Source organism: Pseudomonas sp. VMV1, assembly GCF_056790235.1.
Window position 1 is genome coordinate 236,331 of sequence record NZ_JBXGSE010000006.1, and the last position, 24,208, is coordinate 260,538.

A 24,208-nucleotide genomic window follows, 5' to 3' on the forward strand; every position below is an offset into this window, starting at 1 on the left:
AGAAATTAATCGATTATATCCGGATGCCCGCCTTGAGGACAGGCGCACACCCGGTCTCGTGCAATCCTCTGGCCGTTACAGCAAGGCCCGTCGATTGAAGTCACGTACACGGAAACCAAGCAGGAAAAGACTGGCGAAATAGGCCAGCACGCCTGCCGCGACCAAACCGCCCAGCCGCAGCAGCCGCTGCCACATCAATCCCTCGCTCCAGCTCGGCAAAATCTGCATCAAGCCGAACAGCACCGCGCTCATGATCGCCACGGCAATCAGCAACCGTAGCAGGAAGCCCGTCCAACCTGGTTGGGGCGTAAACAGGTTATGGCGGCGCAACTGCCAGAATAAAAGGCCCGCGTTGAGACAGGCCGCAAGACCAATGGCCAGCGCCAGACCGACATGCTGCAGCGGTCCGATCAGGATCAGGTTGAGCACCTGGGTCACGGCCAGGGTGAAGAGCGCGATCTTCACCGGCGTCTTGATGTTCTGCTGGGCATAGAAGCCCGGCGCCAGCACCTTGACCAGGATGATGCCAAGCAGGCCCACGGCATAGGCAACCAGTGCCCGTTGGGTCATCAGGGCGTCATGGGCATCGAAGCGACCGTACTGGAACAGGGAAACGGTCAGCGGCTCGGACAGCAGCGCCAGGGCCGCGGAACAGGGCATCACCAGCAGGAAACACAGCCGCAGCCCCCAGTCGAGCAGCCGCGAATACTCCTGGCGGTCGGCCTTGGCATAGGTACGCGACAGGGCTGGCAGCAGGATGGTCCCCAGGGCCACGCCAAGCACCCCCGAGGGTAGCTCCATGAGACGGTCGGCGTAGTACATCCAGGACACGGAACCGGCGACCAGGAAGGAAGCGAAGATGGTGTTGATGATCAGTGAGATCTGGCTGACCGAGACCCCGAGGATCGCCGGCCCCATCTGCCTAAGCACACGCCAGACACCGGTATCACGCAGATTCAGGCGCGGCAGCACCAGCATGCCGATGCGCTTGAGGTGCGGCAGCTGATAGAGGAACTGCGCCAGACCGCCCGCCAGCGTCGCCCAGGCCAGGGCCATGATCGGCGGGTTGAAATAGGGTGTCAGGAACAGCGCGAAGATGATCATGCTGATGTTGAGCAGGGTCGGCACGAAGGCCGGCACGCTGAATCTGTTCCAGGTGTTGAGCACGGCGCCGGCCAGCGAGGCCAGGGAGATCAGCAGGATGTAGGGGAAGGTCACCCGCAGCAGGTTGGAGGTGAGAGCGAATTTTTCCGGGGTATCGGCGAAACCGGGCGCGGTGATCCAGATCACCAGGGGTGCCGCCAGCATGCCGAGCACCGTGACCACGGCCAGCACCAGGGTCAGCAGGCCGCTGACGTAGGCCAGAAAGGTCCGCGTGGCCTCCTCGCCCTGCTGGGCCTTGTATTCGGCCAGGATGGGCACGAAGGCCTGGGAGAAAGCGCCTTCGGCGAAGATGCGGCGCAGGAGGTTGGGCAGCTTGAAGGCGACGAAGAAGGCATCGGTGGCCATGCCGGCGCCAAAGGTTCGGGCGACGATGGTGTCACGCACGAAACCCAGCACGCGGGACAGCATGGTCATGGAGCTGACGGCGGCCAGGGACTTGAGCAGATTCATGGCTTGGGAAGGACTCGGTGAACGCAGCGGGACGTGACGAAGAAGGCCCCTGGGCGCAGTCGCGCAATGGGCACAAGCGATCGAGTGTAACGACGCACTTCATCGGCGACCAGCCGGATATCCATCCAGACAGCCTTGACAGGCGGCGCCAGGGGCGTCAAGATTCGCGACCTTAATTTAGCTCTGTACTCGCTACAGAGTTCGCTCTGTACCCAATACAGTCTTTTTCGAAGGAGCTCCACGGTGGCTAACTCCCCCTCCGCCAAAAAACGCGCCAAACAGGCTGAGAAGCGTCGCAGCCACAATGCGAGCCTGCGCTCCATGGTGCGCACCTACATCAAGAACGTCGTCAAGGCGATCGACGCCAAGGACCTGGAAAAAGCCAAGTCCGCTTATGTTGCTGCCGTTCCGGTCATCGACCGCATGGCCGACAAGGGCATCATCGACAAGAACAAGGCCGCTCGTCACAAGAGCCGCCTGAACGCCCACATCAAGGCCCTGGCTACCCCAGCCGCTGCCTGATAGGCGTTCGAATAAAAAACCGGCCTAGGCCGGTTTTTTATTGCCTGCGATTCGTCGATCCTGACACCTCCGGGGAGGCGCCAGGACCTTCAAGCCTCAGACCAGGACCAGATTATCCCTGTGGATCAGCTCGGGCTCATAGACATAGCCCAGCTCGACGACGATGGCATCCGAAGGCCGACCCAGGATGCGCCGTGCTTCGGTCGCACTGTAGTTGACCAGACCGCGCGCCACTTCGCGCCCGTCCGGGCCGACGCAGGCGACCATCTCGCCACGACGGAAACTGCCTTCCAGCTCCTGCACGCCTACGGGCAGCAGACTGCGATGCCCGCCCACCAGCGCCTGAACCGCACCCGCATCCAGGCGTAGGGTGCCACGTACCTGCAGGTGGCCAGCCAGCCACTGCTTGCGCGCCGCTACCAAGCCTCGCTCGGGCGACAGCAGGGTGCCCAGCTGCTCGCCCTGCTGCAGGCGACTGAGCACCTGCTGGATACGCCCGCCGACGATAACGGTATAGGCACCGGAACGCGCCGCCAGACGGGCAGCGCGCAGCTTGGTCTGCATGCCGCCACGACCCAGGGCACCCCCGGTACCGCCGGCAACCAGATCCAGGGCAGGATCGTCGGCCCGCGCCTCGCTGATGAGACTGGCGTCAGGATTGTTGCGCGGATCGGCGTCGAACATGCCATCGCGATCGGTGAGGATAACCAGTAGATCGGCCTCGACCAGATTGGCCACCAGTGCGGCCAGGGTATCGTTGTCGCCGAAGCGGATCTCGTCGGTGACGACGGTATCGTTCTCGTTGATCACCGGCACCACGCCCAGGCTCACCAGGGTGCGCAGGGTGCTGCGGGCATTGAGATAGCGCTTGCGATCGGACAGGTCGTCATGGGTCAGCAGGATCTGGGCGGTCTGCACCTGGTGCTCGGCAAAGCTGGATTCCCAAGCCTGCACCAACCCCATCTGCCCCACCGCCGCCGCCGCCTGCAACTCATTGATGGCAGTTGGGCGCTGCGCCCAGCCGAGTCGACTCATGCCGGCCGCCACCGCACCAGAGGACACCAGCACCAGCTCGATACCCGCCTGGTGCAGGGCCACCATCTGCTCGACCCAACCGGCCATGGCCCCACCATCCAGACAACGACCGTCGTCGGTCAGCAGGGCACTGCCAATCTTCACTACCCAGCGCTGGGCGCCAGACACCTGATCACGCATGGGCGAGCTCCTTTCTTACCGTACGTAGAAGATTTCCGGACCGTCACCGTCGTCTTCGTCATCGAAGTCGTCATCGGCATCGTCCACCGCCTTGACGCCGGAGCGTCGCAGGGCACGCTGATCATCCAGCGCCTGCAACCGCGAGCGCGCCTCGTCCTCGATCCGCTGATCGAGCTCCTGCAGCGCCTCGGCGTAGGCCGGATCCTCGGCGATGCGCAGGGAGCGCTCGTCCAGGTACTGCATGATCGCCTGGCAAAGCTTCTCGGTCCCTTCACGCTCCAGCGCGGAGATGACGAATACCGGCCCCTTCCAGTCCAGGTGCTCGACGACCGCCTGCAGGCGCTCCTCGCGCTCGTCGTCGAGCAGCTGATCGGCCTTGTTCAACACCAGCCAGCGATCGCGCTCGCCCAGCGCCGGACTGAACTTGGTCAGCTCGTTGATGATGGTCTCGGCGGCTTCAGCCGGATCGCTTTCATCCAGCGGCGCCATGTCGACGAGATGCAGCAGCAGCCGGGTCCGCGCCAGGTGCTTGAGGAAGCGGATCCCCAGACCGGCGCCCTCGGAGGCACCCTCGATCAACCCCGGAATGTCGGCGACCACGAAACTCTTGAAGCGACCCACGCTGACCACACCCAGATTCGGCACCAGGGTGGTGAAGGGATAGTCCGCCACCTTGGGCTTGGCGGCCGACACCGCACGAATGAAGGTGCTCTTGCCGGCATTGGGCAAGCCAAGCAGACCGATGTCCGCCAGCACCTTGAGCTCCAGCTTGAGATCGCGCTCTTCGCCAGGCTTGCCTGGCGTGGTCTGCCGCGGCGCACGGTTGGTACTGGACTTGAACCGGGTATTGCCCAGACCGTGCCAGCCACCCTGGACCACGCGGATGCGCTGGCCGGGCTGAGTCAGGTCGCCAATGATTTCCTGGGTGGCTGCATCGATCACCGTGGTACCGACGGGCACCGGCAGCACCAGGTCTTCACCCTTGGCACCGGTGCACTCGGTGCTGCCGCCCTTCTCACCGTTCTGCGCGGTGAAACGGCGGGTGTAACGGTAGTCGACCAGGGTGTTGAGGTTGATGTCGGCTTCGAGCCAGATCGACCCGCCGTCGCCACCGTCACCGCCATTGGGGCCACCCTTCTCGATGAATTTCTCCCGGCGGAAACTCATCATGCCGTTGCCGCCGTCACCCGCTTTTACGTGTATGGATACTTCATCGACGAATTTCATCTGGACCTCCCGCGCTCGCGGGCCGCTGCAAACAAGGAACTAGTGTGGTGTTTCAGAAGTTCGCGCAAGAATTGGCGAGTGATTTTTTGACCTGGGCTAGGCGCCGCGACGAGTCATAGCAGGGCTATGGCGAGGAGTGGCAACAACACCCAGGCCGAAAAAGCGCCGCCAAAATTGTGCAGGTAATTTCTGAAACACCACACTAGCTTAACTACAAACGAAAAAGCCCCGTCGGGTAGACAGGGCTTTTCTTTCGTCACGAGCCTTAGGCGGCGGCGACGATGCTCACGTAACGACGACCAAAGGCGCCCTTCACGTCGAACTTGATCACGCCATCCACTTTCGCGAACAGGGTGTGATCCTTGCCGAGGCCCACGCCGTAACCGGCATGGAACTGGGTGCCGCGCTGACGCACGATGATGTTGCCGGCCTTGACGACCTGGCCGCCGTACAGCTTCACGCCAAGGCGTTTGCTTTCGGAATCGCGACCGTTACGAGTAGAACCACCCGCTTTTTTGTGTGCCATGAGTCAATTCTCCGGTAAAGGCGAGATCAGGCCTGAATGCCAGTGATCTTGATTTCAGTGAACCACTGACGGTGGCCCTGACGCTTCATGTGGTGCTTACGACGACGGAATTTGATGATGGTGACCTTGTCGTGACGGCCCTGGGCAGTCACTTCGGCGGTCACTTTGGCACCATCAACGACCGGCAGACCGATCTTGACGTCGTCACCGTTGCCAACCAGCAGAACCTGGTCGAAGGTGACGGTTTCACCAGTGGCGATGTCGAGCTTCTCGACCTTCAGGTATTCGCCTTCGGCGACCTTGTATTGCTTGCCACCAGTAACGATAACTGCGTAGGACATGGTAAATCTCCGTTAAACCTGCTCACCCGGTGCTTTATAAGAGGAATCGTCGACCGGCATGGCTGCACGGGACCGGAAGGAGCGCCGCGCAATTGCGTAAGACAGGGGGTTAACCCTAGGAATGTTCAGGGCCCGCGATTCTACGCAAGCAATGACCAAGAGGCAAGAGCCGCCAGGCCGTGCCTTGACACGCCCCCACCCCACCCCTAGCATGCCGCGCAACCTCGTTCAGCGGCCATGCCGGGTCGGTGCCCATCCGAATCGGCAGGAGCGGCGAGCCGCGGGAGCGCGATGGCATTCCCTGGGATGGCACTTTGGCCGGTCCCTAGGGCATAGTCTGGCGGTCATGCGCCATCCGGCCGCCTGAATATTGCCCGGACCTCCAGTGGACACCTCTCAATGACGCAGCAATCCCAGTCCTTCTATCGTGTGGTGACGGACGATTTCGCCGCCGTAGACGGCATCATCCGCCAGCAGCTGACCTCGCGCGTGCCGCTGGTCGAGAAGATTGGCGACTACATCGTCTCCGCCGGCGGCAAACGCCTGCGTCCGCTCCTGGTGCTGCTGGCCGGCAAGGCGCTGGGGCGCGCCGATCATGACCTCCAACTGCTAGCGGCCACCATTGAATTCCTGCACACCTCCACCCTGCTGCACGACGACGTCGTCGATGCCTCGGGGATGCGCCGTGGCCGCTCCACCGCCAATGCCCTCTGGGGCAACGCCCCCAGCGTCCTGGTCGGCGACTTTCTCTATGCCCGCTCCTTCGAGATGATGGTGGCGTTGGGCTCCATGGAGGTGATGCGCATCATTTCCCAGGCGACCCGCGTCATCGCCGAGGGCGAGGTACTGCAGCTGTCGAAGATCCGCGACGCCAGCACCACCGAAGAAATCTACATGGAGGTCATTCGCGGCAAGACCGCCATGCTCTTCGAAGCCTCCACCCATAGCGCGGCGATCCTGGCCGGCGCGAGCGCGGAACAGGCCGAAGCCCTGCGCCGTTATGGCGATCACCTGGGCGTGGCCTTCCAGCTGGTAGATGACCTGCTCGACTACCAGGGTGATGCCGTGGCCCTGGGGAAGAACGTGGGCGACGACCTGGCCGAGGGCAAACCGACCCTGCCGTTGATCGTGACCATGCGCGAAGGCAATGCCGAACAGGCTGCCCTGGTGCGCCAGGCGATTCGCCAGGGCGGCAGCCAGGACCTGGAAAGCGTGCGCGCCGCCGTCGAAGCCGCTGGCGCTCTGGACTATACCGCTCGCAAGGCGCAGGAATTCGCCGAGCGTGCCATTGCCTGCCTGGACGCCCTCCCCGCCAGCCCCTACCGCGATGCCCTGGCCGACCTAGGTCGTTTTTCGGTGGCCCGTACCCACTGAGGTTCGTTACCGATAGAGCAAGCCCGCCGTCGTCAGACTGCGGGCTTTTTCATGTCCGACCAAAAAAGTCAGGCAATGGCTTGCTATTTATTGAATAAGAATTATTCTCATAGATAGCCCTCAGGAGCCCTTGCCATGACCTATCTCATCGACGCCTGGCTGGACCGGCCTCAGCCCTATCTACGCATTCTCAATCGGGAAACCGGCAAAGTCTGCGCGGAGCTGGACGAAACCGCCTTGGAAGAACTCAAGGATCTAGGCGAACTGGATCTGCACAGCCTTACCTCCAGCGAACCGCGGGTGGTGAAGGAGCAGATCCGCCAGGTCTTCCTGTTCAGCTACGCTCTGGCGTTGCGCCCGGAAAACGACGGGCTGCGCCTGGACTGCTGAAAATCTAGAGGACGTCGAGGAGCTCGACGTCGAACACCAGCACGCTATGTGGCGGGATACCACCGACGCCCTGGGCGCCATAGGCCAGCTCGCTGGGGACATGCAGGCGCCACTTGCTGCCAGCCGGCATCAGCTGCAGGGCTTCGGTCCAACCGGCGATCACGCCACCGACCGGAAACTCGGCTGGCTGGCCGCGCTGGTAGGAGCTGTCGAACACACTGCCGTCGATGAGGGTGCCGTGGTAGTGGGTACGCACCTGGTCTTCACGGGTAGGCGTGGCGCCCTCGCCCTGGGTGAGCACCTCGTACTGCAGACCGGACGGCAGCACCACGACACCGGGGCGCTCGGCATTGGCCTTCAGGTAGTCGACGCCTTCCTGGACCGCGGCCGTTGCCTTGGCTTGGGCTTCCGCCTGCATACGCTCGCGAATGACGCGAAAGCTGGCGTTCAGCGCCTCGACATCCACCCGGGAGTCCTGGCCGTCGAAGGCCTCGTTGAGACCGGCGAGCACAGCGGCCAGCTGCATGCCGGGGACCGGATTCTGACGCAGCTGATCGCCCAGCTGGCGGCCGATGCCATAGCTGACGCGGGCTTCGTCGGTATCGAGCAGGATGTCGTTCATAGCAGTTTTCCATCATGAAAAAGGAGCCGAGCCTAGCACATCAGCGGCTCGGCTCGCCGCCGCCCTGGGTGCCGCGCTGCCGTCGACAGCGCTCGGAGCAATAGCGCACCTCGGCCCAGTTACGCTCCCACTTCTTGCGCCAGGTGAAGGGGCGCTGGCAGACCGGACAGAACTTGGTGGGCAGATCGCCCTTCTTCATAGGGATTTCCCTGCGTCGAGACGCACCAGCAATTCCTCGGCTGACCGCCTCAGTGCCTGCCGCCGCTGCAGTGCCGGGCGGCGCCCTCGCTCAAGAAGCGTTCCGATAATTCAACGGAATTTTCAGTGGTTCTGTCGAGCGTGGCGCCATACCGACCATCTCGTCGTAGGCGCTGTGCTGGATGAGAAAGCATGGCAGCGCCGGCAGGTCGGCCAGCAGGCGTCGCGCCTGGGCGGCCGAGCCCAGGCGATAGAAGTGGCCATCACGCCCGGTCAGCCGTGTACGACCGTCCTGAGTGAGCACTTCGAGTACATAGAAGCCGCCCTCGATGGACAACAGATTGAGTTCACGAACCTCACCGGCCTGGGCGCGCTGGGTCAATTCCGGCAATTGCATGGAAACCTCCGGGTCGAGATCGGCAACCGGGATGGTGCCGAACGGCTGCTGTGAGCATTCGACAACCTAGGACAGGCAAGCGCAGCGGCGCAATCCACAAAGCGTAAGCGGAGATGCCCGGAACGGACGAGCGGCTGCCCTACCCTAGTGCTTGGTCAGACGATCCAGGTAGCCCATGGCAAAGGCAGACACCACGAACACCAGGTGGATGATCACGTACCACTTGAGGTATTCGGGATTGGTGTTCTGAGCGTCCATGAAGATGCGCAGGAGATGGATCGAGGAGATGGCGACGATGGAGGCGGCCACCTTGTTCTTGAGCGAACCCGAATCCATCTTGCCCAGCCAGCTGAGCTTTTCCGACCCTTCGTCGATATCCAGCTGGGACACGAAGTTCTCATAGCCGGAGATCATCACCATGACCAGCAGACCACCCACCAGCGCCATGTCGATGAGCGACAGCACCAGCAGGATCAGCTCGGCCTCGGTGGACTCGAAGATATGCGGCAGGACGTGGAAGACTTCCTGAAAGAACTTCAGCGCCAATAGGACCAGCGCCAAGGATAGCCCCAGATAGATTGGGGCCAGCAGCCAGCGGGAGGCGTAAAGGGCTTTTTCGATCAGACGTTCCATGCAGACTCGCTCGGATTACCAGGGCCGGGCGAGTATACCGGGGCGTTGCAGGCGGACCAATGCGGCAGGTTGTACCTGACTCAGGCGTCGGGGCCGACCTGGAAACGCACCTGCTGATGAGCACGCTCGCCATTCATCTTGCGCAGCTCGCTTTGCATGTGCAGGCGCCAGATCTGGGTCTCTTCGACCTGGATGTAGCCCTGCTCGACCAGGTTCTCGGCAATGGCGGTCATGACACCTTCAGCGGCCTTAGGACCATGGAAGGGGCCCTGCGCCTTTATGGCGGTAGGCTGCTGACCGTTGAGGCCAGCGGCGCACAACAGGGTCCAAAGGCCCTGCTCCTGACCGAGCGGCTTGATTTCGCATTCGATACGGGTGACGAGGCCCAGGCAGGGGCGGATCAGGGTAATGGTGCGGGACATGGCGTCATCCTCTCGAAGCGCTCGATGCTCGCCGGTCCTAGGGCCAGAGGTATCCACAGAGGCTGTGGACAACCCTGTTGGTCAACAGGGGGCAAGCGGGTCTGGGCGCCGTGCTACTTGGGCTGCGACGCCTTGTACAAAATCCGACCTGCCCCCTGGACCTCAGTTCTCCTCCGCTTCGTTGTTTTTCCCTTTTGCCTGGGAGTTATCACTGAGTTTGTCGGCCAGTTCATCTTCCAGCTCGAGCTCGGCGATTTCCTTGAGACGCTGCACCACACGGGCATTCACGCTGCCATCGGGGAAGCGGCCCTTGGCATCGGGCGCACCGGCAGGCTCACCCACCAGCAGCGACAGGGCCTCGTCCGCCTGACGTACGGCATAGACATGGAACAGCCCCTCGCGGACCGCTTCCAGCACCGTTTCGTCGAGCATCAGATTGGTGACGTTGGCGCGTGGAATGATCACGCCCTGCTCGCCGGTCAGGCCACGGGCCTTGCAGAGGCGGAAGAAGCCTTCGATCTTCTCGTTCACACCGCCGACTGGCTGCACCTCCCCGAACTGGTTGATGGAGCCGGTGATGGCGAAGCACTGCTTGAGCGGTGTGCGCGACAGCGCGGAGATCAGGGTGCAGGCCTCGCCAAGGGAGGCACTGTCGCCATCGACATAGCCATAGGACTGCTCCAGGGCAATGCTGGCCGAGATCGACAGGGGGAATTCCTGGGCATAGCGACTCCCCAGGTAGCCGGTCAGGATCATCACGCCCTTGGAGTGGATGGGCTGGCCCAGGCTGACCTCGCGCTCGATGTCGAGGATGCCGCTGGCGCCCGGGTAGACGGTGGCGGAGATGCGCGCCGGCATGCCAAAGGCGGAGTCGGCCACTTCCAGCACCGTCAGGCCGTTGCACTTGCCCACCGCGGCGCCCTGGGTGTCGATGAGGATAAGCCCGGTGAGCATGTCGTCCAGCACCCTGGCGCAGACGCGTCCGGTGCGGGTTTCCTTGGCCTTGAGGGCGCGCTCCACATGGCCCTTGTCGGTGCGCTCGTCACCGGCCAGATGGCGGATGAAATCGGCTTCGCTGACCAGCTGGAAGAGATCGCCGATGCGCGCCGACAGCCGCCCCTGGTGTTCGGCCAGGCGGGCGCTGTAGGTGGCCAGGCGCGCCACCGCGGCCGAGGTCAGAGGCGCCATGCCCTCTTCCGAGGTGCGCGTCTTGAGCAACTGGGCGAACTGCTCCAGGCTCTCGTCGCGCAGCGGCAGCTCTTCATCGAAGTCCACCAGCACCCGGAACATCTCCTGGAAGTCCGAATCCAGCTCTTGCAGGGTGTAGTAGATGTTGCGCGAGCCGATGATGATGACCTTGAGCTGCAGCGGAATCTGCTGCGGCGCCAGGCTCATGGCGGTGAGTCGCCCCAGCTCGGCCAGCGGCGACTCCATCTTCAGCTGGCGTGAATGCAGGGCACGCTTGAGCGCGTCCCAGACGAAGGGCTCGGTCAGCAGCTTGTCCGCCTCGACGATCAGGAAACCGCCATTGGCGCGATGCAACGCACCCGGGCGCAGCTGGCGATAATTGGTGTAGAGCGCCCCCTGGTCGGACTGGTATTCGATGCGGCCGAAGAGGTTGTCGTAGGTCGGATGGGGCTCGAACACCACCGGGGCACCACCAGTGACATGGTGGCCGATGATGAGATTGGGCTCGTACTGCTCGCGCAGTTCCTTGCGCCGCTGCATGTCGGGCTTGGCGTCGTCGGCCAGTTGCTCGACCACCGTCTTGAGCAGATCCACCTGCATGGCCTGCAGATAGGCACAGACGCCGGGGTTGTCGTTGTACTTCTCCGACAGCGGCGCCAGGAGCGGCTGCAGGGCCTGGATGATGGTGTCCTCGTTCAGCGCCCGCAGCTGATTGCTCGACTCGCGCCGCCATTGCGGCAGGCTGGACAGCTCTTCGTTGAGACGTTCTTCGAGACTGGAGATATCGGCGTGAAAGCGTTCGCGCTCGGCCTCGGGCAGCTGGGCGAATTCGGCTTCATCCAGCGCCTTGCCCTCCTTCATCGGCGTGAAGGCGACATTGTTGGCATCGCGATAGAGGGCGATCTCCTTTTCCAGCGCGAGCTTTTCCACCACGTCCAGGGCCTGGTCGTAGCGCTGATTGAACGCACGTTCGATGGCGTTTTTCTTCTGTTGGAATGCCGGATGCTCGAACACCGCCGGAAAGGTGGCCAGCAGGTTGTCGATGAACTGCGCCATGTCGGCCACGAAGGCCTCGCCTTCACCAGGTGGCAGTTCCAGGGCGCCGGGAGCGCGCGGCTCTTCGAAATGATTCAGGTACACCCAGTCGTTCGGCGTGGGCTGGCGTTTGGCTTCGGCCTTGAGGTAGCGCTGAACGAAGGAGAAGCGGCCGGTGCCCGGCTCGCCCATGACAAAGACGTTGTAGCCGGGCCGTGGCATCGCCACCCCGAACTGCAGCGCCTCTACCGCACGCTCCTGGCCCAGGATGCCGCGGAAGGGTTCGAGCTGATCGGTATCGGCGAAGGAAAATTGTTCGGGAGCGAAAGGGCGGGTCAGCTCATCGGGAGCGAGCCGGAGACCGGCCGCGACGGGATCGTGCATCGTAAGTCCTTGTCAGGCATGCAGGCAGTGTCCGCATTCTGCGACCGGGATGACAACCGAGGCAAGGCAAGTAGCGCGCCGCGGTCGCTTTCGGCAGCGTGTCTCGAACACGCGACTGCAACGTCCGTCGGTATTTTTCAGTGGCAGCGTTTTTTGACGAATTTCTCACCAGCCGCCAACTAAGCTCTGTTCATGGGGATCAGTCGTAGGATCCCGTGAGGAGGCCCGATGGCTGTCTCTCGTCGTTTCATACCGTTGTTCGCCCTGCTGTCCGCGCTCGCGGCCTGTACCAGCTATCACGACCAATTGATCGCCAAAGGCTATCCGCCGGCCTATGCCGACGGCTTCAGCGACGGCTGCCAGACCGGCAAGCAGGCGGTCAACGGCATAGGGTACGAGCACAAGGATGCGCGCCGCTTCGCCGCGGAGAAGCCCTATCAACAGGGCTGGGACGCAGGCTACGCACAGTGCGTGCAGGTGGCCCAGCGCGAAGAACAACAACGCTTCATGGACCAGGTTCGGGAAAACCGCGAAGGCGCCGAGCAACTGCACCTGCGCTCCAAAACACGTTGAGGTCGCAGCCAACCTTGCAGCGCGGATAGGATGACCTATGCTGGCGGGCCCGCTTGTCGAGCCCTGCCGATGTCTGCCCGTTCGCCGCTGTTCGCCGTCGCCCTGCTGCTGGTCGCCATGACCTCCATCCAGACCAGTGCGAGTCTGGCCAAGACCCTGTTCCTGCGCCTCGACCCGGTCGGCGTTACCACCCTCCGCCTGATCTTCGCCGCCCTGGTGCTGCTGATCGTGTTGCGGCCCTGGCGCAATTTTCGTCGCGAGGCCCTGGGCAGCCTGCTGGGCTATGGTGTCGCCATGGGCGTGATGAACCTGACCATCTACATGGCCATGCAGCGGCTGCCGATCGGCATCGCCGTCGGCTTGGAATTCGTCGGCCCTCTGGTGGTGGCCTTGTGTGCGCTGCGCCGCTGGCTGGACCTGTTATGGATCGTCCTGGTGGTCGCCGGCCTGGCCGTGCTGTTGCCCTTCGGCCACAGCGCCTCGGCATTGGATCCGTTGGGTACCGCCCTGGCCCTGGGCGCCGGTGCCTGCTGGGCCCTGTACATCGTGCTGGGCAAGCGCGCGGGCGCGGTCCATGGCACTGCCACGGTAGCCTTTGGCGCCACCATCGCCGCCCTGGTCATCCTGCCCATCGGCATCCTGCACAGCGGCAGCAACCTCTTGATACCGGAAATCTGGCCGTTGGCACTGGCCCTGGCGCTGATGTCCACGGCCATCCCCTACGCCCTGGAAATGGTCGTACTGACCCGCCTGCCCGCCTCTACCTTTGGCACCCTGATGAGTCTGGAGCCCGCGCTGGGCGCGCTCTCCGGCTGGGTATTTCTCGGCGAGATCCTCGGCGTCGCCCAGTGGTTCGCCCTCGCCTGCATCATCGTGGCATCGATCGGCGCCACCTGGAGCAGCCGCCTGACTCCGGAGCAAACGCCGCTCTAGGGACTCTATAACGAGGCGAACCCTTAAGCGGAGTGCCGACGATGATCTATCTGATAATGGGCGTTTCGGGTAGTGGCAAGACTACCCTGGGCGAACTCCTGGCCAGCCGGCTGGGCTGTCGTTTCGACGATGCCGACACCTTTCACAGCCAGGCCAACAAAGACAAGATGGCCAAGGGCATCGCCCTCACCGACGAGGATCGCTGGCCTTGGCTGGATGCCATCCACGATGCCATGCAGCAGGCGCGGACCGAGGGCACCACCCGGGTGTTCGCCTGCTCGGCGTTGAAGAAGGTCTATCGCGATCGCCTGCTGAACGGTCTCGAAGGCGTGCGCCTGCTGTTTCTCAAGGGCTCCCCGGAGCTGCTCGCCGAGCGTATCGGCAGCCGCCGTGGGCACTTCTTCGATCCCAAGCTGTTGCAGAGCCAACTCGATACCCTGGAAGCACCCGACCACCTGGAGGCCCAGGTACTGGACGTACGCAAGCCGCCCGAGCAACTGGTGGACGAGGTGCTGGAGCACGACCGCAGCGCCTGAGCGTTGCGGTCACGGCGTCAGACCGCGACCGGTGCCTTGATGTGCGGATGGGCCTGGTAGCCTTCCAGCTCGAAATCCTCGAAGCGGAAGGCAAACAGGTCCTGGACCGCCGGATTGAGCTTCATGGTCGGCAGCGGCAGCGGTTCGCGGGTCAGCTGCAGATCGGTCTGCTCCAGGTGATTGGCATAGAGATGGCAATCACCCCCGGTCCAGATGAATTCGCCAGGCTGCAAACCGGTCACCTGGGCGACCATCAGGGTCAGGAGCGCATAGCTGGCGATGTTGAAGGGTACGCCGAGGAAGATGTCGGCGGATCTCTGATAGAGCTGGCAGCTCAGGCGGCCGTCGGCGACATAGAACTGGAACAGTGCATGGCACGGCGGCAACGCCATCTCGTCCACCAGCGCCGGGTTCCAGGCCGAGACGATCAGCCGGCGTGAATCGGGCTTGGCGCGGATCATGTCCACCACCCCGGCGATCTGGTCGATATGGCGACCATCCGGTGCCGGCCAACTGCGCCACTGGTAGCCGTAGACCGGTCCCAGCTCACCGTTCTCGTCGGCCCATTCGTCCCAGATGGAGACGCCGTTGTCCTTCAGGTAGCGGATATTGGTCTCGCCCTGCAGGAACCACAGCAGCTCATGGATGATGGATCTGAGATGGCATTTCTTGGTGGTGACCAGGGGAAAGCCCTCGGCCAGGTCGAATCTCATCTGGTAGCCGAAGACGCTGTAGGTCCCGGTGCCAGTGCGGTCGCTCTTGAAGGTGCCGTGTTCACGCACGTGGCGCATCAGGTCGAGGTACTGTTTCATGGCGGGAGCGCTACCTGGCAAAAGCCAAATGGTATCAAATCGCGCCCTGCGGGAGCGGTCGCGCTTGTCGCAGCCAGCAGCGGGGCACAAAAAAAGCGGCCCGAAGGCCGCTTCTCGTCGCTTAGTTGTTAGCTGTTGGCCGGCGGCGCCGTGAGGGTCGCCGTCTCGCGTTCGCGCTGGGTGATCTCCGAGGCCGTGGCGTCCATGGCCTCCTGCAGCCCCTGCAGGCGCTTCTTCTCGGCACGCCGGGTGAAATACCAGGCGAAGAAGGTGAACAGCGAGACCGCCAGCAGGATCAGGCTGGCAATGGCATTGATCTCCGGCTTCACGCCCAGGCGCACCGCGGAGAACACCTCCATGGGCAGCGTAGTGGAGCCGGGACCGGACACGAAGCTCGCCAGCACCAGGTCGTCCAGCGACAGGGCGAAGGACATCATGCCACCCGCCGCCAGCGACGGCGCGATCATGGGAATGGTGATCAGCAGGAACACCTTCCAGGGGCGTGCGCCCAGGTCCATGGCCGCCTCTTCGATGGATAGGTCCAGTTCGCGCAGGCGCGAAGACACCACCACCGCCACATAGGAGGCACAGAAGCTGGTGTGGGCGATCCAGATGGTGGTCACGCCACGGTCCTGCGGCCAGCCGATCAGCTGCGCCATGGAGACGAACAGCAGCAGCAGCGACAGACCGGTGATCACCTCGGGCATTACCAACGGCGCCGTGACCATGCCGCCGAACACGGTGCGGCCACGGAAGCGTGGGATGCGGGTCAGCACGAAGGCCGCCAGGGTCCCGAGGATCACCGAGGAGATGGCCGTGTAGAAGGCGATTTCCAGGGAGCGGAACACCGCACTCATCAGCTGGGTGTTGTCCAGCAGTCCGACATACCACTTCACCGACCAGCCACCCCAGACGGTCACCAGGCGTGACTCGTTGAAGGAGTAGATGACCAGGATGACCATCGGCAGGTAGATGAACAGCAGCCCGAGCACCAGCATCAGGTTGGTGAACTTGAGGCCTCTCATAGCTTGCCCTCCAGTTCCTTGGCTTGGTTCCTGTTGAACAGCACGATGGGCACGATCAGGATCAACAGCATCACCACGGCCAGCGCCGAGGCCACCGGCCAGTCACGGTTGTTGAAGAACTCCTGCCAGAGCACGCGGCCGATCATCAGGGTCTCCGGGCCACCCAGCAGCTCGGGAATGACGAATTCTCCCACCGCCGGAATGAACACCAGCATGCAGCCGGCGATGATGCCATTCTTGGACAGCGGCACGGTGATCTTCCAGAAGCTGGTGAAACGGCTGGCTCCCAGGTCGCCAGCGGCTTCCAGCAGGGTCAGGTCGTGCTTCACCAGGTTGGCGAACAACGGCAGGATCATGAACGGCAGGTAGGAATAGACGATCCCCAGGTACACCGCGAAGTTGGTGTTGAGCATCTGCAGCGGACTGCTGATGATCCCCAGATTCATCAGGAAGCTGTTGATCAGGCCGTTGGTGGAGAGCAGGCCCATCCAGGCATAGACGCGGATGAGGATGGCGGTCCAGGTCGGCATCATGATCAGCAGCAGCAGCACCGTCTGCTTCTCGCGACTGGCGCGGGCGATGGAATAGGCCATGGGATAGCCGATCAGCAGGCAGATCAGGGTGCTGATACCGGCCATCTTCAGCGAGCCGAGATAGGCATCCAGATACAGCGGATCGTCGGCGAACATCATGTAGTTGCCGAAGTTGAGCGCGATATCCAGTTGCTGATCGGCGTAGCTGAACAGCTCGGTATAGGGAGGAATGGCCACGTCCGCTACCGAGAAACTGATCTTGAGCACGATCAGGAAGGGCAGCAGGAAGAACAGGAACAGCCAGACGAAGGGCACGCCAATGGTCAGGCGGCGGCCATCCAGCAGGCGCTTGAGCAAGGGAGGTCTGGTCATGCTTGCAGTACCACGCCGCTGTCGTCTTCCCAGTACACCACCACGGCGTCATCCCAGGTGGGTCGCTTGCCGAGCCGCTCGGCGTTGGCGATGAAGCACTGCACGATGGGCCCGGTCCCCAGCTTGACGTGATACACCGAGTGCCCGCCCAGGTAGGCGATGTCGTGCACGGTACCGCTGCACCAGTTGTAGTTGGGATGCTCGTGATCGGCCGGCAGGCTGGTGCCCATCAGCAGTTTCTCGGGACGCAGGGCGAAGGTGACCTGCTTTTCCTGGGCCCGGGTGCTGATGCCGTGACCGATGTAGATCGGCCGTTCCAGCTGCGGGCTGTGGATGATGGCGTGGTCGGCGCCATCGTCGGTCAGCTCGCCGTCGAAGATGTTGACGCTACCGATGAACTCACAGACCAGCCGGCTCGCCGGGGTCTCGTAGATGTCCATGGGGCTGCCCACCTGGGCGATCCAACCCAGGTGCATGATGGCGATGCGCTCGGCCATGGTCATGGCCTCTTCCTGGTCGTGGGTCACCATGACGCAGGTCACGCCCACGCGCTCGATGATCTCCACCAGTTCCAGCTGCATCTGCGAACGCAGCTTCTTGTCCAGGGCGCCCATGGGTTCGTCGAGCAGCAAGAGCTTGGGCCGCTTGGCCAGGGAGCGTGCCAGGGCCACCCGCTGGCGTTGGCCACCGGAGAGCTGGTGCGGTTTGCGCTTGGCGTACTGGGTCATGTGCACCAGCTTGAGCATCTCGGCCACGCGTGCGTCGATCTCGGCCCTGGGCAGCTTGTCCTGCTTGAGACCAAAGGCGATGTTCTGCTCCACGCTCATGTGCGGGAACAGCGCATAGGACTGGAACATCATGTTGATCGGCCGCTCGTAGGGCGGCATGTCGGTGATGTCCACGCCATCGAGGAAGATGCGCCCTTCGCTGGGTCGCTCGAAGCCGGCCAGCATGCGCAGTAGGGTCGACTTGCCCGAGCCCGAGCCGCCGAGCAGGGCAAATATCTCGCCCTTGTTGATGGTCAGGGAGACGTCGTCTACAGCGACGGTTTCGTCGAATTTCTTGGTGACCCGGTCGATCTTGACCAGGACTTCCTTGGCTTTCTTGTCGCCGGTGGCGGCTTTCTTGAAGGCACTGGTGGCGGTCGCCATGTACATCTCCCCAGGAAAATCGGGGACCGGCCTGGCCGGTCCGCTTAGCGTTGGTTATTTGCCGGACTTGACCCGCGTCCAGCTACGGGTTTCCAGGCGCAGGAGTTGCGGGGGCAGCTCCTTCATGACGTAAAGCTTGTCCATCACCGCTTGTGGTGGATAGACGGTCTCGTCCTGCCGCAATTCGGCATTCATCAACTCGCCTGCCTTGGGATTGGGGTTGGCATAGCCGACATAGTCACTGACCTTGGCAATCACCTCGGGCTGCAGAAGATAGTTGATGAAGGCATGGGCCTCCTTCACGTTCTTCGCATCCTTGGGGATGGCCAAGAGGTCGAACCAGAGGTTCGCACCCTCCTTGGGAATCGCGTAGCCGATATTGACGCCCTTCTTCGCTTCCTCGGCACGCGAGCGCGCCTGAAAGACATCCCCGGAATAACCAAAGGCCACACAGATGTTGCCGTTGGCCAGATCCGAGATGTACTTGGAGGAATGGAAATAGGTGATGTACGGCCGCACCTTGAGCAGCTGTGCCTCGGCCTTCTTGTAGTCGTCAGGGTTGGTGCTGTTGGGGTCGAGCCCCAGGTATTGCAGTACTGCTGGATAGACCTCATCGGGCGAATCCATGAAGGAGACGCCGCACTTACTCAGTTTCTTGAGGTTCTCGGGTTCGAACAGGATGGCCCAGGAATCCAGCTTGTCGGTTCCCAGCGCAGCCTTGACCTTGTCGACATTGTACCCGATGCCGTTGGTACCCCACAGGTAGGGAACGCCGTATTGATTGCCCGGATCACTCTTTTCCAGTTGCTTGAGCAACGCCGGATCGAGGTTCTGCCAATTCGGCAGCTGGCTCTTGTCCAGCTTCTGGAAGGCGCCCGCCTTGATCTGCTTGGCCAGGAAGTTGCTCGAAGGCACCACCACGTCGTAGCCGGTATGGCCGGCCAGCAGCTTGCCTTCGAGGGTCTCGTTAGAATCGAAGACGTCATAGACCGGGGTGATACCGGTGGCCTTCTGGAAATCCTCGAGCGTGGTCTCGCCGACGTAATCGCTCCAGTTGTAGACGCGTACCGTCGGCTCGGCGACAGCAGTTCCCATGACGGTCAGGGTGGTCATGGCCAGCAGGGTTTTACGCAACGAAAGCACGGGCGGCTCCTTTCATGGTGGGCATCGGGGCGACACCCTTTCAGCGGTCCATACAGACGTACGGCACGCCGGAGCAACCCCGGCGTGCCGTCCTTTTATCCGCACATGGCGGCAGACATCACTTACCGGACTTGATGGTGGTCCAGGTGCGGGTCATCAGACGCTGGGTCTTGGCCGGAAGATCCGGGAAGGCGTACAGCTTGCTCATGGTTTCCTGGGTCGGGTAGATGCCCGGGTTGGTGCGGATCTCTTCGGCTACGAGCGGAGTCGCCTCTTTGTTGCCGTTGGGATACTGCACATAGTCGCTGACCGCAGCGATTACCTTGGGCTCCATCAGGTAGTTGATGAACTTGAGCGCGCCCTCGGGATTCTCGGCATCCTTGGGAATGGCCATGGTATCGAAGAAGGTACCAGCGCCTTCCTTGGGAATGTTGTAGGCCACGGTCACACCGTTCTTGGCATCGGCCGCGCGGGCCTTGGCCTGGGCGATGTCGCCGGAATAACCGACGGCCACGCAGACGTTGCCGTTGGCCAGGTCCGAGATGTACTTGGAGCTGTGGAAATAGGTGATGTACGGACGGACCTTGAGGAACAGCTCCTCGGCCGCCTTGATCTCCTTGGGATCCTGGCTATCCGGCTTGTAGCCGAGATAGTGCAGGCCGGCGGGAATGATCTCGGTGGGCGAATCCAGTACCGCCACGCCGCAGCCCTTGAGTTTGGAGAGGTTCTCCGGCTTGAAGATCAGGTCCCAGGAATCCACCGGCGCATTGTCGCCCAGGGCCGCCTTGACCTTGGCCGGGTTGTAGCCGATGCCGATGGTGCCCCACAGGTAGGGGATGGCGTACTGGTTGCCCGGGTCGCTGACTTCCAGGGTCTTCATCAGCTGCGGATCGAGATTCTGGTAATTGGGCAGCTTGGATCTGTCCAGCGGCTGGTAGACGCCGGCCTTGATCTGCTTGGCCAGGAAGGAGTTGGACGGCACCACCACGTCGTAGCCGGAACGGCCGGCCAGCAGCTTGGCCTCGAGGGTTTCGTTGCTGTCGTAGACGTCATAGACCACCTTGATCCCCGACTCCTTCTCGAAGTTGGCGATGGTGTCTTCGGCAATGTAGTCGTTCCAGTTGTAGACGTGCAGGACCTTGGGGTCCGCCGAGGCGTTGCCGGCGAAGAGACCGGCCAGGCTCAGCGCTAGAAGAGTCTTGCCAAAAACATTCATGCGGTGGTGCTCCTCAAGTCATCGTTGGTCTTTCGATTCGGTGCGCGGCCAGCGCCCGCGCGCAGTCTGGCAAGGTCCGCCGCTAGGCTCAAGCCTTGCCGGCCATTAGCCACGTTGACGCAGCACCGCATGGGTCTGATCGAGACTCAGGCGCGCCAGGGTGACGAGCTCGTCGATGGACTCCGGCGTGATGACCAAGGGCGGGGCGATGATCATGGTATCGCCCACCGCACGCATGACCAGACCATTGCGGAAGCAATGCTCGCGGCAGAGCATGCCCGCCCCACCCTCGTACCTGGTCCGCGTCTTCTTGTCGCACACCAACTCCAGCGCCGCCACCATCCCGACGCCGCGGGTCTCGCCCACCAGCGGGTGGTCGGCCAGCTCCGCCCAGCGTTTTTGCAAATAGGGTGCCGTGGCGCTGCGAACCCGGTCGACGATGCCCTCGTCACGCAGGATGCGGATGTTTTCCAGGGCCACGGCAGCCGCCACCGGATGCCCCGAATAGGTGAAGCCGTGGTAGAACTCGCCGCCCTCGTCCAGCACCTTGACCACTTCGTCGCGCACCACCACTCCACCCATGGGCACGTAGCCAGAGGTGAGACCCTTGGCGATGGGCATCAGGTCCGGGGCGTTGCCGTAATACTGGCTGCCGAACCATTCGCCGGTACGGCCGAAGCCGCAGATGACCTCGTCGGCGATGAAGAGGATGTCGTACTTATCCAGGATCTGGCGCACTCGCGGCCAGTAGCTTTCGGGCGGGACGATCACCCCGCCGGCACCCTGGATGGGCTCGGCGATAAAGGCGGCGACACGTTCTTCGCCGACCTCGAGGATCTTCCGCTCCAGCTGATCGGCCGCCCAGACGCCGAATTCCTCCGGACTCATCTCGCCGCCTTCACCGAACCAGTAGGGCTGCGGGATATGCACGATGTCGGGCAGCAGACCGCCCTGCTCGTGCATCGCCGCCATGCCGCCCAGGCTGGCGCCGGCCATGGTCGAGCCGTGGTAGCCATTCCAGCGGCCGATGACCACCCGCTTCTCCGGCTGGCCCTTGGTTGCCCAGTAATGGCGCACCAGACGCAGCACCGTATCGTTGGCCTCCGAGCCCGAACCGGTGAAGAACACGTGATTCATGCCTTCCGGTGCCAGCTCGGCGATGGCCTTGGCCAGCTCCAGCGCTGGCGGGTGGGCGGTCTGGAAGAATAGGTTGTAGTAGGGCAGCTCACGCATCTGGCGACTGGCTGCCTCGACCAGCTCTTCACGGCCGTAGCCGACGTTCACGCACCAGAGCCCGGCCATACCGTCGAGGATGCGCTGACCCTCGCTGTCCCAGAGGTGCACGCCCTCGGCACGGGTAATGATGCGTGCGCCCTTCTCGTTGAGCTGGCGATAATCGGTGAAGGGCGCCAGCAGGTGCCGGCGACTCAGGTCCTGCCAATGGGCGGTGGTAAAGGTAGTCACGAAGCCTCTCCTTGAATCGCTGTCAGACGCTGAGCAGCAGGAATTCCCGCTCCCACGAACTGATCACGCGCTTGTAATTCTCATGTTCGGCGCGCTTCACCGCGACGTAGCCACGGGTGAAACGACTCCCCAGATAACGCTCCAGGGTGGCCGACTGCTCCATGCGCTCCAGGGCGGCTTCCAGGGTCAGTGGCAGGCGCAGGTTGCGGCGCTCATAGCCGCGGCCTTGTACCGGAGCACTGGGCGAGACGTTCTCGACCATGCCCAGGTAGCCACACAGCAGGCTGGCCGCCAGGGCCAGATAGGGGTTGGCATCGGCCCCGGCCAGGCGGTTTTCCACCCGACGATTCTGCGGATCGGAATCCGGTACCCGCAGGCCCACGGTGCGGTTCTCTTCACCCCACTCCACGTTGACCGGCGCCGAGGTATCGGGCAGGAAGCGGCGGAAGGAGTTCACGTTGGGCGCGAACAGCGGCAGCGCCTCGGGAATGTATTTCTGCAGACCGCCGATGTGGTGCAGGAAGAGCTCGCTCATGCTGCCATCGGGATTGGAAAACACCGTCTTGCCGGTCTTGAGATCCACCACGCTCTGGTGCAGGTGCATGGCGCTGCCGGGCTCGCCGGTCATGGGTTTGGCCATGAAGGTGGCGGTGACGTTGTGCTTGAGCGCGGCCTCGCGCAGGGTGCGCTTGAAGACGAAGATCTGGTCGGCCAGGTGCAGCGGATCACCGTGACGGAAGTTGATCTCCATCTGGGCGGTGCCTTCTTCGTGGATCAGGGTATCCAGATCCAGCTCCTGGGCCTCGCACCAGTCGTACATGTCTTCGAACAGCGGATCGAATTCGTTGGCCGCATCGATGGAAAAGGATTGGCGCCCCGTTTCCTGGCGGCCTGAGCGGCCCACCGGAGGCTGCAGCGGATAATCGGGGTCGTCGCTGCGCTTGGTCAGGTAGAACTCCATTTCCGGCGCGACGATGGGCTGCCAGCCGTGCTCGGCATAGAGCTTGAGCACCTTTTTCAGCAGATTGCGCGGCGACAGCTCGATGGGGATGCCGCGCTTGTCGTAGGTATCGTGGATCACCAGGGCCGTGGGCTCCAGCGCCCAGGGCACCAGGAACACCGCGCGATCGTCCGGGCGACAGTGCATGTCGATGTCGGCCGGGTCGAGCAGTTCGTAGTAGATGTCGTCGTCGACATAGTCCCCGGTCACGCTCTGCAGGAGCACACTCTCCGGCAGGCGCATGCCCTTTTCATTGAGGAACTTGGCGGTGGGGGAAATCTTGCCGCGGGCAATGCCGGTCAGGTCGGCTACCAGGCATTCCACTTCAGTGATCTTGCGTTCTTTCAACCAGGCGGTCAGCCGGTCAAGCGGGGTGCTCATAAAGACCTCGAAGGTTCGAGCGGGGGATAGAGAACATCAGCGATGGGCAGCGCGCTCCTTGCAGGCACTCCCGAACGCCTGGAACAGGGCAAGGTACACGGGATGACTGCGCACCTGCCATTCCGGGTGCCACTGCACACCACAGGCGAAGACCTGGGCTTCACGGACCGAGACGGCCTCGATGAGGCCATCGGGAGCCAGCGCCTCGGCGCGCAACCCCGGTGCCAGGCGCTCGATGCCCTGGCCATGAATGGAATTCACCTCGAAGCGCGCCGGCAGGTCCAGGGCCTCGAACAGGCCACCCGGCTGGACCTCGACCGGGTGGTGCAGGCCATAGTGCTCCTCCAGGGTTTCGCCGCGCTCGCGGTGATCCATGAAAGGCCCTGCCTCGTGCACCTTCTGGTGCAGGCTACCGCCAAAGGCCACGTTCATTTCCTGGAAGCCCCGGCAGATGCCCAACACCGGCACACCGGCCGCCACGGCCGCACGCAGCAGTGGCAGGGTCACGGCATCACGAGCCGCGTCGTGCAGGGTACCGGGCTCGCTGGGAGCGCCCTGGTAGTGTTGGGGCTCCACATTGGACGGCGAACCGGTGAACAGCAGACCGTCCAGGCGCTGGACCAACGCCTCGGTTGCGATCAGATCGGCTAGCGCGGGAATCACCAGCGGCATGCCTTCGGCCCCCTCCACCACCGCGCGCAGATACTTGTCGCCCGCGATATGGAAAGGATGCAGACCTAGTTGTCGGGTACAGGCTGTGACACCAATGAGCGGCAGCGCAGACATGGGACACCGGGGTGATCAGGATCACCCGAGCCTAGTCTTGTTCGTTATTTTTCACAACCACCGCCAAAAAGTTTCGAGATTCTGCACAGAAGCAGCGAAACAGAGGTCCTCGACCGCCCATGAGTGCGCCAAAAACAGGCACCTCCGCACCACCCTTGAGCGCCGCTGCCGCCAGTTGACTTTGGTCCGCCTTTC

26 protein-coding genes are annotated in these 24,208 nt (G+C 62.9%); 6 read left to right on the top strand and 20 right to left on the bottom strand.

The window, feature by feature from the left end; all coding sequences use genetic code 11:
- Positions 1-75 precede the first annotated feature (75 nt).
- Entirely contained in the window at positions 76-1,614 is a 1,539-nt protein-coding gene (murJ, locus tag ACUCV0_RS18895; protein WP_059316106.1) for a murein biosynthesis integral membrane protein MurJ, read from the bottom strand.
- Between the two features lie 243 nt (positions 1,615-1,857).
- On the opposite strand from murJ, the gene rpsT reads away from it, so the two are divergent.
- Positions 1,858-2,136, top strand: coding sequence for a 30S ribosomal protein S20 (gene rpsT, locus ACUCV0_RS18900; protein ID WP_059316107.1), 279 nt, complete (start codon positions 1,858-1,860; stop codon positions 2,134-2,136).
- 96 nt (positions 2,137-2,232) lie between these two features.
- Here the strand turns inward: rpsT and proB are convergent, their stop codons facing one another.
- The 4 genes from proB to rplU form a co-directional block, all read right to left on the bottom strand.
- The gene (proB, locus tag ACUCV0_RS18905) at positions 2,233-3,351 is read right to left on the bottom strand and encodes a glutamate 5-kinase (protein ID WP_271652963.1); all 1,119 of its coding nucleotides are present in this window, start codon (positions 3,349-3,351) and stop codon (positions 2,233-2,235) included.
- Positions 3,352-3,366: 15 nt separating this feature from the next.
- Positions 3,367-4,578 carry an Obg family GTPase CgtA gene (cgtA, locus tag ACUCV0_RS18910; RefSeq protein WP_059316109.1) on the bottom strand — a complete coding sequence of 404 codons (1,212 nt, stop codon included), beginning with the start codon at positions 4,576-4,578 and terminating at the stop codon, positions 3,367-3,369.
- Between the two features lie 265 nt (positions 4,579-4,843).
- On the bottom strand, positions 4,844-5,104 hold the full coding sequence (gene rpmA, locus ACUCV0_RS18915; protein ID WP_059316110.1) for a 50S ribosomal protein L27: 261 nt from the start codon (positions 5,102-5,104) through the stop codon (positions 4,844-4,846).
- Positions 5,105-5,130: 26 nt separating this feature from the next.
- The gene (gene rplU, locus ACUCV0_RS18920) at positions 5,131-5,445 is read right to left on the bottom strand and encodes a 50S ribosomal protein L21 (RefSeq protein ID WP_007160791.1); all 315 of its coding nucleotides are present in this window, start codon (positions 5,443-5,445) and stop codon (positions 5,131-5,133) included.
- Positions 5,446-5,844: 399 nt separating this feature from the next.
- Here rplU and ACUCV0_RS18925 point away from each other — a divergent pair, with 399 nt between their 5' ends.
- Positions 5,845-6,819, top strand: coding sequence for a polyprenyl synthetase family protein (locus ACUCV0_RS18925; protein ID WP_059316111.1), 975 nt, complete (start codon positions 5,845-5,847; stop codon positions 6,817-6,819).
- A 135-nt stretch (positions 6,820-6,954) separates the two neighbouring features.
- Positions 6,955-7,209: a hypothetical protein gene (locus ACUCV0_RS18930; protein ID WP_059316112.1), complete on the top strand. Its 255-nt coding sequence runs from the start codon at positions 6,955-6,957 to the stop codon at positions 7,207-7,209.
- Between the two features lie 4 nt (positions 7,210-7,213).
- On the opposite strand, the gene bamJ is transcribed toward ACUCV0_RS18930, so the two are convergent.
- The 6 genes from bamJ to ACUCV0_RS18960 all read right to left on the bottom strand — a co-directional run bounded on the left by bamJ (position 7,214) and on the right by ACUCV0_RS18960 (position 12,088).
- A complete protein-coding gene (gene bamJ / locus ACUCV0_RS18935; RefSeq protein ID WP_482213376.1) occupies positions 7,214-7,831 on the bottom strand; it encodes a BamJ family beta-barrel-assembly machinery protein in 618 nt (205 codons plus the stop codon).
- 40 nt (positions 7,832-7,871) lie between these two features.
- Positions 7,872-8,030, bottom strand: a complete 159-nt coding sequence (locus ACUCV0_RS18940) for a DUF2256 domain-containing protein (protein WP_271652965.1) — start codon at positions 8,028-8,030, stop codon at positions 7,872-7,874.
- Between the two features lie 90 nt (positions 8,031-8,120).
- On the bottom strand, positions 8,121-8,426 hold the full coding sequence (locus ACUCV0_RS18945; RefSeq protein ID WP_017640864.1) for a DUF6482 family protein: 306 nt from the start codon (positions 8,424-8,426) through the stop codon (positions 8,121-8,123).
- 144 nt (positions 8,427-8,570) lie between these two features.
- On the bottom strand, positions 8,571-9,059 hold the full coding sequence (locus ACUCV0_RS18950) for a TIGR00645 family protein (RefSeq protein ID WP_017640865.1): 489 nt from the start codon (positions 9,057-9,059) through the stop codon (positions 8,571-8,573).
- An 80-nt stretch (positions 9,060-9,139) separates the two neighbouring features.
- Positions 9,140-9,481 carry a PA4575 family protein gene (locus tag ACUCV0_RS18955; RefSeq protein ID WP_007160783.1) on the bottom strand — a complete coding sequence of 114 codons (342 nt, stop codon included), beginning with the start codon at positions 9,479-9,481 and terminating at the stop codon, positions 9,140-9,142.
- Between the two features lie 162 nt (positions 9,482-9,643).
- Positions 9,644-12,088 carry a Lon protease family protein gene (locus tag ACUCV0_RS18960; RefSeq protein ID WP_059316114.1) on the bottom strand — a complete coding sequence of 815 codons (2,445 nt, stop codon included), beginning with the start codon at positions 12,086-12,088 and terminating at the stop codon, positions 9,644-9,646.
- A 228-nt stretch (positions 12,089-12,316) separates the two neighbouring features.
- Between ACUCV0_RS18960 and ACUCV0_RS18965 the strand changes: the two genes are divergently transcribed.
- The 3 genes from ACUCV0_RS18965 to ACUCV0_RS18975 all read left to right on the top strand — a co-directional run bounded on the left by ACUCV0_RS18965 (position 12,317) and on the right by ACUCV0_RS18975 (position 14,130).
- Positions 12,317-12,661, top strand: coding sequence for a hypothetical protein (locus ACUCV0_RS18965; RefSeq protein WP_059316115.1), 345 nt, complete (start codon positions 12,317-12,319; stop codon positions 12,659-12,661).
- A gap of 69 nt (positions 12,662-12,730) precedes the next feature.
- On the top strand, positions 12,731-13,594 hold the full coding sequence (locus ACUCV0_RS18970) for an EamA family transporter (RefSeq protein ID WP_059316116.1): 864 nt from the start codon (positions 12,731-12,733) through the stop codon (positions 13,592-13,594).
- Between the two features lie 41 nt (positions 13,595-13,635).
- Entirely contained in the window at positions 13,636-14,130 is a 495-nt protein-coding gene (locus ACUCV0_RS18975) for a gluconokinase (RefSeq protein WP_059316117.1), read from the top strand.
- A gap of 17 nt (positions 14,131-14,147) precedes the next feature.
- On the opposite strand, the gene ACUCV0_RS18980 is transcribed toward ACUCV0_RS18975, so the two are convergent.
- The 9 genes from ACUCV0_RS18980 to ACUCV0_RS19020 all read right to left on the bottom strand — a co-directional run bounded on the left by ACUCV0_RS18980 (position 14,148) and on the right by ACUCV0_RS19020 (position 24,013).
- On the bottom strand, positions 14,148-14,942 hold the full coding sequence (locus tag ACUCV0_RS18980) for a thymidylate synthase (protein ID WP_017640870.1): 795 nt from the start codon (positions 14,940-14,942) through the stop codon (positions 14,148-14,150).
- A gap of 128 nt (positions 14,943-15,070) precedes the next feature.
- Positions 15,071-15,967, bottom strand: coding sequence for an ABC transporter permease subunit (locus ACUCV0_RS18985; protein ID WP_059316118.1), 897 nt, complete (start codon positions 15,965-15,967; stop codon positions 15,071-15,073).
- Complete coding sequence (locus ACUCV0_RS18990; RefSeq protein ID WP_059316119.1) at positions 15,964-16,872, bottom strand: ABC transporter permease subunit; 909 nt, start codon at positions 16,870-16,872, stop codon at positions 15,964-15,966. Before ACUCV0_RS18990 ends, ACUCV0_RS18985 begins: the two co-directional genes overlap by 4 nt.
- Complete coding sequence (gene potA, locus ACUCV0_RS18995; RefSeq protein WP_059316120.1) at positions 16,869-18,023, bottom strand: polyamine ABC transporter ATP-binding protein; 1,155 nt, start codon at positions 18,021-18,023, stop codon at positions 16,869-16,871. Before potA ends, ACUCV0_RS18990 begins: the two co-directional genes overlap by 4 nt.
- A gap of 54 nt (positions 18,024-18,077) precedes the next feature.
- A complete protein-coding gene (locus ACUCV0_RS19000; protein WP_169853377.1) occupies positions 18,078-19,136 on the bottom strand; it encodes a polyamine ABC transporter substrate-binding protein in 1,059 nt (352 codons plus the stop codon).
- A gap of 148 nt (positions 19,137-19,284) precedes the next feature.
- Positions 19,285-20,382 (bottom strand): polyamine ABC transporter substrate-binding protein, encoded by a 1,098-nt coding sequence (locus ACUCV0_RS19005; protein ID WP_059316122.1) that lies wholly within the window; start codon positions 20,380-20,382, stop codon positions 19,285-19,287.
- Positions 20,383-20,487: 105 nt separating this feature from the next.
- Complete coding sequence (locus ACUCV0_RS19010; RefSeq protein ID WP_482213377.1) at positions 20,488-21,846, bottom strand: aspartate aminotransferase family protein; 1,359 nt, start codon at positions 21,844-21,846, stop codon at positions 20,488-20,490.
- Between the two features lie 22 nt (positions 21,847-21,868).
- Entirely contained in the window at positions 21,869-23,227 is a 1,359-nt protein-coding gene (locus ACUCV0_RS19015; protein WP_017640877.1) for a glutamine synthetase family protein, read from the bottom strand.
- A gap of 36 nt (positions 23,228-23,263) precedes the next feature.
- Entirely contained in the window at positions 23,264-24,013 is a 750-nt protein-coding gene (locus tag ACUCV0_RS19020) for a gamma-glutamyl-gamma-aminobutyrate hydrolase family protein (RefSeq protein ID WP_482213378.1), read from the bottom strand.
- Between the last annotated feature and the right edge of the window lie 195 nt (positions 24,014-24,208).

Bases quoted from the DNA above. Each gene is read 5' to 3' on its own strand.
- ACUCV0_RS18965 (WP_059316115.1), top strand. From the start codon at position 12,317: ATGGCTGTCTCTCGTCGTTTCATACCGTTGTTCGCCCTGCTGTCCGCG.
- bamJ (WP_482213376.1), bottom strand. From the start codon at position 7,831: ATGAACGACATCCTGCTCGATACCGACGAAGCCCGCGTCAGCTATGGC.
- ACUCV0_RS18960 (WP_059316114.1), bottom strand. From the start codon at position 12,088: ATGCACGATCCCGTCGCGGCCGGTCTCCGGCTCGCTCCCGATGAGCTG.
- ACUCV0_RS18985 (WP_059316118.1), bottom strand. From the start codon at position 15,967: ATGAGAGGCCTCAAGTTCACCAACCTGATGCTGGTGCTCGGGCTGCTG.
- murJ (WP_059316106.1), bottom strand. From the start codon at position 1,614: ATGAATCTGCTCAAGTCCCTGGCCGCCGTCAGCTCCATGACCATGCTG.
- ACUCV0_RS19020 (WP_482213378.1), bottom strand. From the start codon at position 24,013: ATGTCTGCGCTGCCGCTCATTGGTGTCACAGCCTGTACCCGACAACTA.
- ACUCV0_RS18950 (WP_017640865.1), bottom strand. From the start codon at position 9,059: ATGGAACGTCTGATCGAAAAAGCCCTTTACGCCTCCCGCTGGCTGCTG.
- rplU (WP_007160791.1), bottom strand. From the start codon at position 5,445: ATGTCCTACGCAGTTATCGTTACTGGTGGCAAGCAATACAAGGTCGCC.
- ACUCV0_RS19015 (WP_017640877.1), bottom strand. From the start codon at position 23,227: ATGAGCACCCCGCTTGACCGGCTGACCGCCTGGTTGAAAGAACGCAAG.
- ACUCV0_RS18925 (WP_059316111.1), top strand. From the start codon at position 5,845: ATGACGCAGCAATCCCAGTCCTTCTATCGTGTGGTGACGGACGATTTC.
- ACUCV0_RS18975 (WP_059316117.1), top strand. From the start codon at position 13,636: ATGATCTATCTGATAATGGGCGTTTCGGGTAGTGGCAAGACTACCCTG.
- rpmA (WP_059316110.1), bottom strand. From the start codon at position 5,104: ATGGCACACAAAAAAGCGGGTGGTTCTACTCGTAACGGTCGCGATTCC.
- ACUCV0_RS19005 (WP_059316122.1), bottom strand. From the start codon at position 20,382: ATGAATGTTTTTGGCAAGACTCTTCTAGCGCTGAGCCTGGCCGGTCTC.
- ACUCV0_RS18955 (WP_007160783.1), bottom strand. From the start codon at position 9,481: ATGTCCCGCACCATTACCCTGATCCGCCCCTGCCTGGGCCTCGTCACC.
- ACUCV0_RS18970 (WP_059316116.1), top strand. From the start codon at position 12,731: ATGTCTGCCCGTTCGCCGCTGTTCGCCGTCGCCCTGCTGCTGGTCGCC.
- proB (WP_271652963.1), bottom strand. From the start codon at position 3,351: ATGCGTGATCAGGTGTCTGGCGCCCAGCGCTGGGTAGTGAAGATTGGC.
- ACUCV0_RS19000 (WP_169853377.1), bottom strand. From the start codon at position 19,136: ATGACCACCCTGACCGTCATGGGAACTGCTGTCGCCGAGCCGACGGTA.
- ACUCV0_RS18990 (WP_059316119.1), bottom strand. From the start codon at position 16,872: ATGACCAGACCTCCCTTGCTCAAGCGCCTGCTGGATGGCCGCCGCCTG.
- cgtA (WP_059316109.1), bottom strand. From the start codon at position 4,578: ATGAAATTCGTCGATGAAGTATCCATACACGTAAAAGCGGGTGACGGC.
- ACUCV0_RS18980 (WP_017640870.1), bottom strand. From the start codon at position 14,942: ATGAAACAGTACCTCGACCTGATGCGCCACGTGCGTGAACACGGCACC.
- ACUCV0_RS18945 (WP_017640864.1), bottom strand. From the start codon at position 8,426: ATGCAATTGCCGGAATTGACCCAGCGCGCCCAGGCCGGTGAGGTTCGT.
- ACUCV0_RS18930 (WP_059316112.1), top strand. From the start codon at position 6,955: ATGACCTATCTCATCGACGCCTGGCTGGACCGGCCTCAGCCCTATCTA.
- potA (WP_059316120.1), bottom strand. From the start codon at position 18,023: ATGGCGACCGCCACCAGTGCCTTCAAGAAAGCCGCCACCGGCGACAAG.
- ACUCV0_RS18940 (WP_271652965.1), bottom strand. From the start codon at position 8,030: ATGAAGAAGGGCGATCTGCCCACCAAGTTCTGTCCGGTCTGCCAGCGC.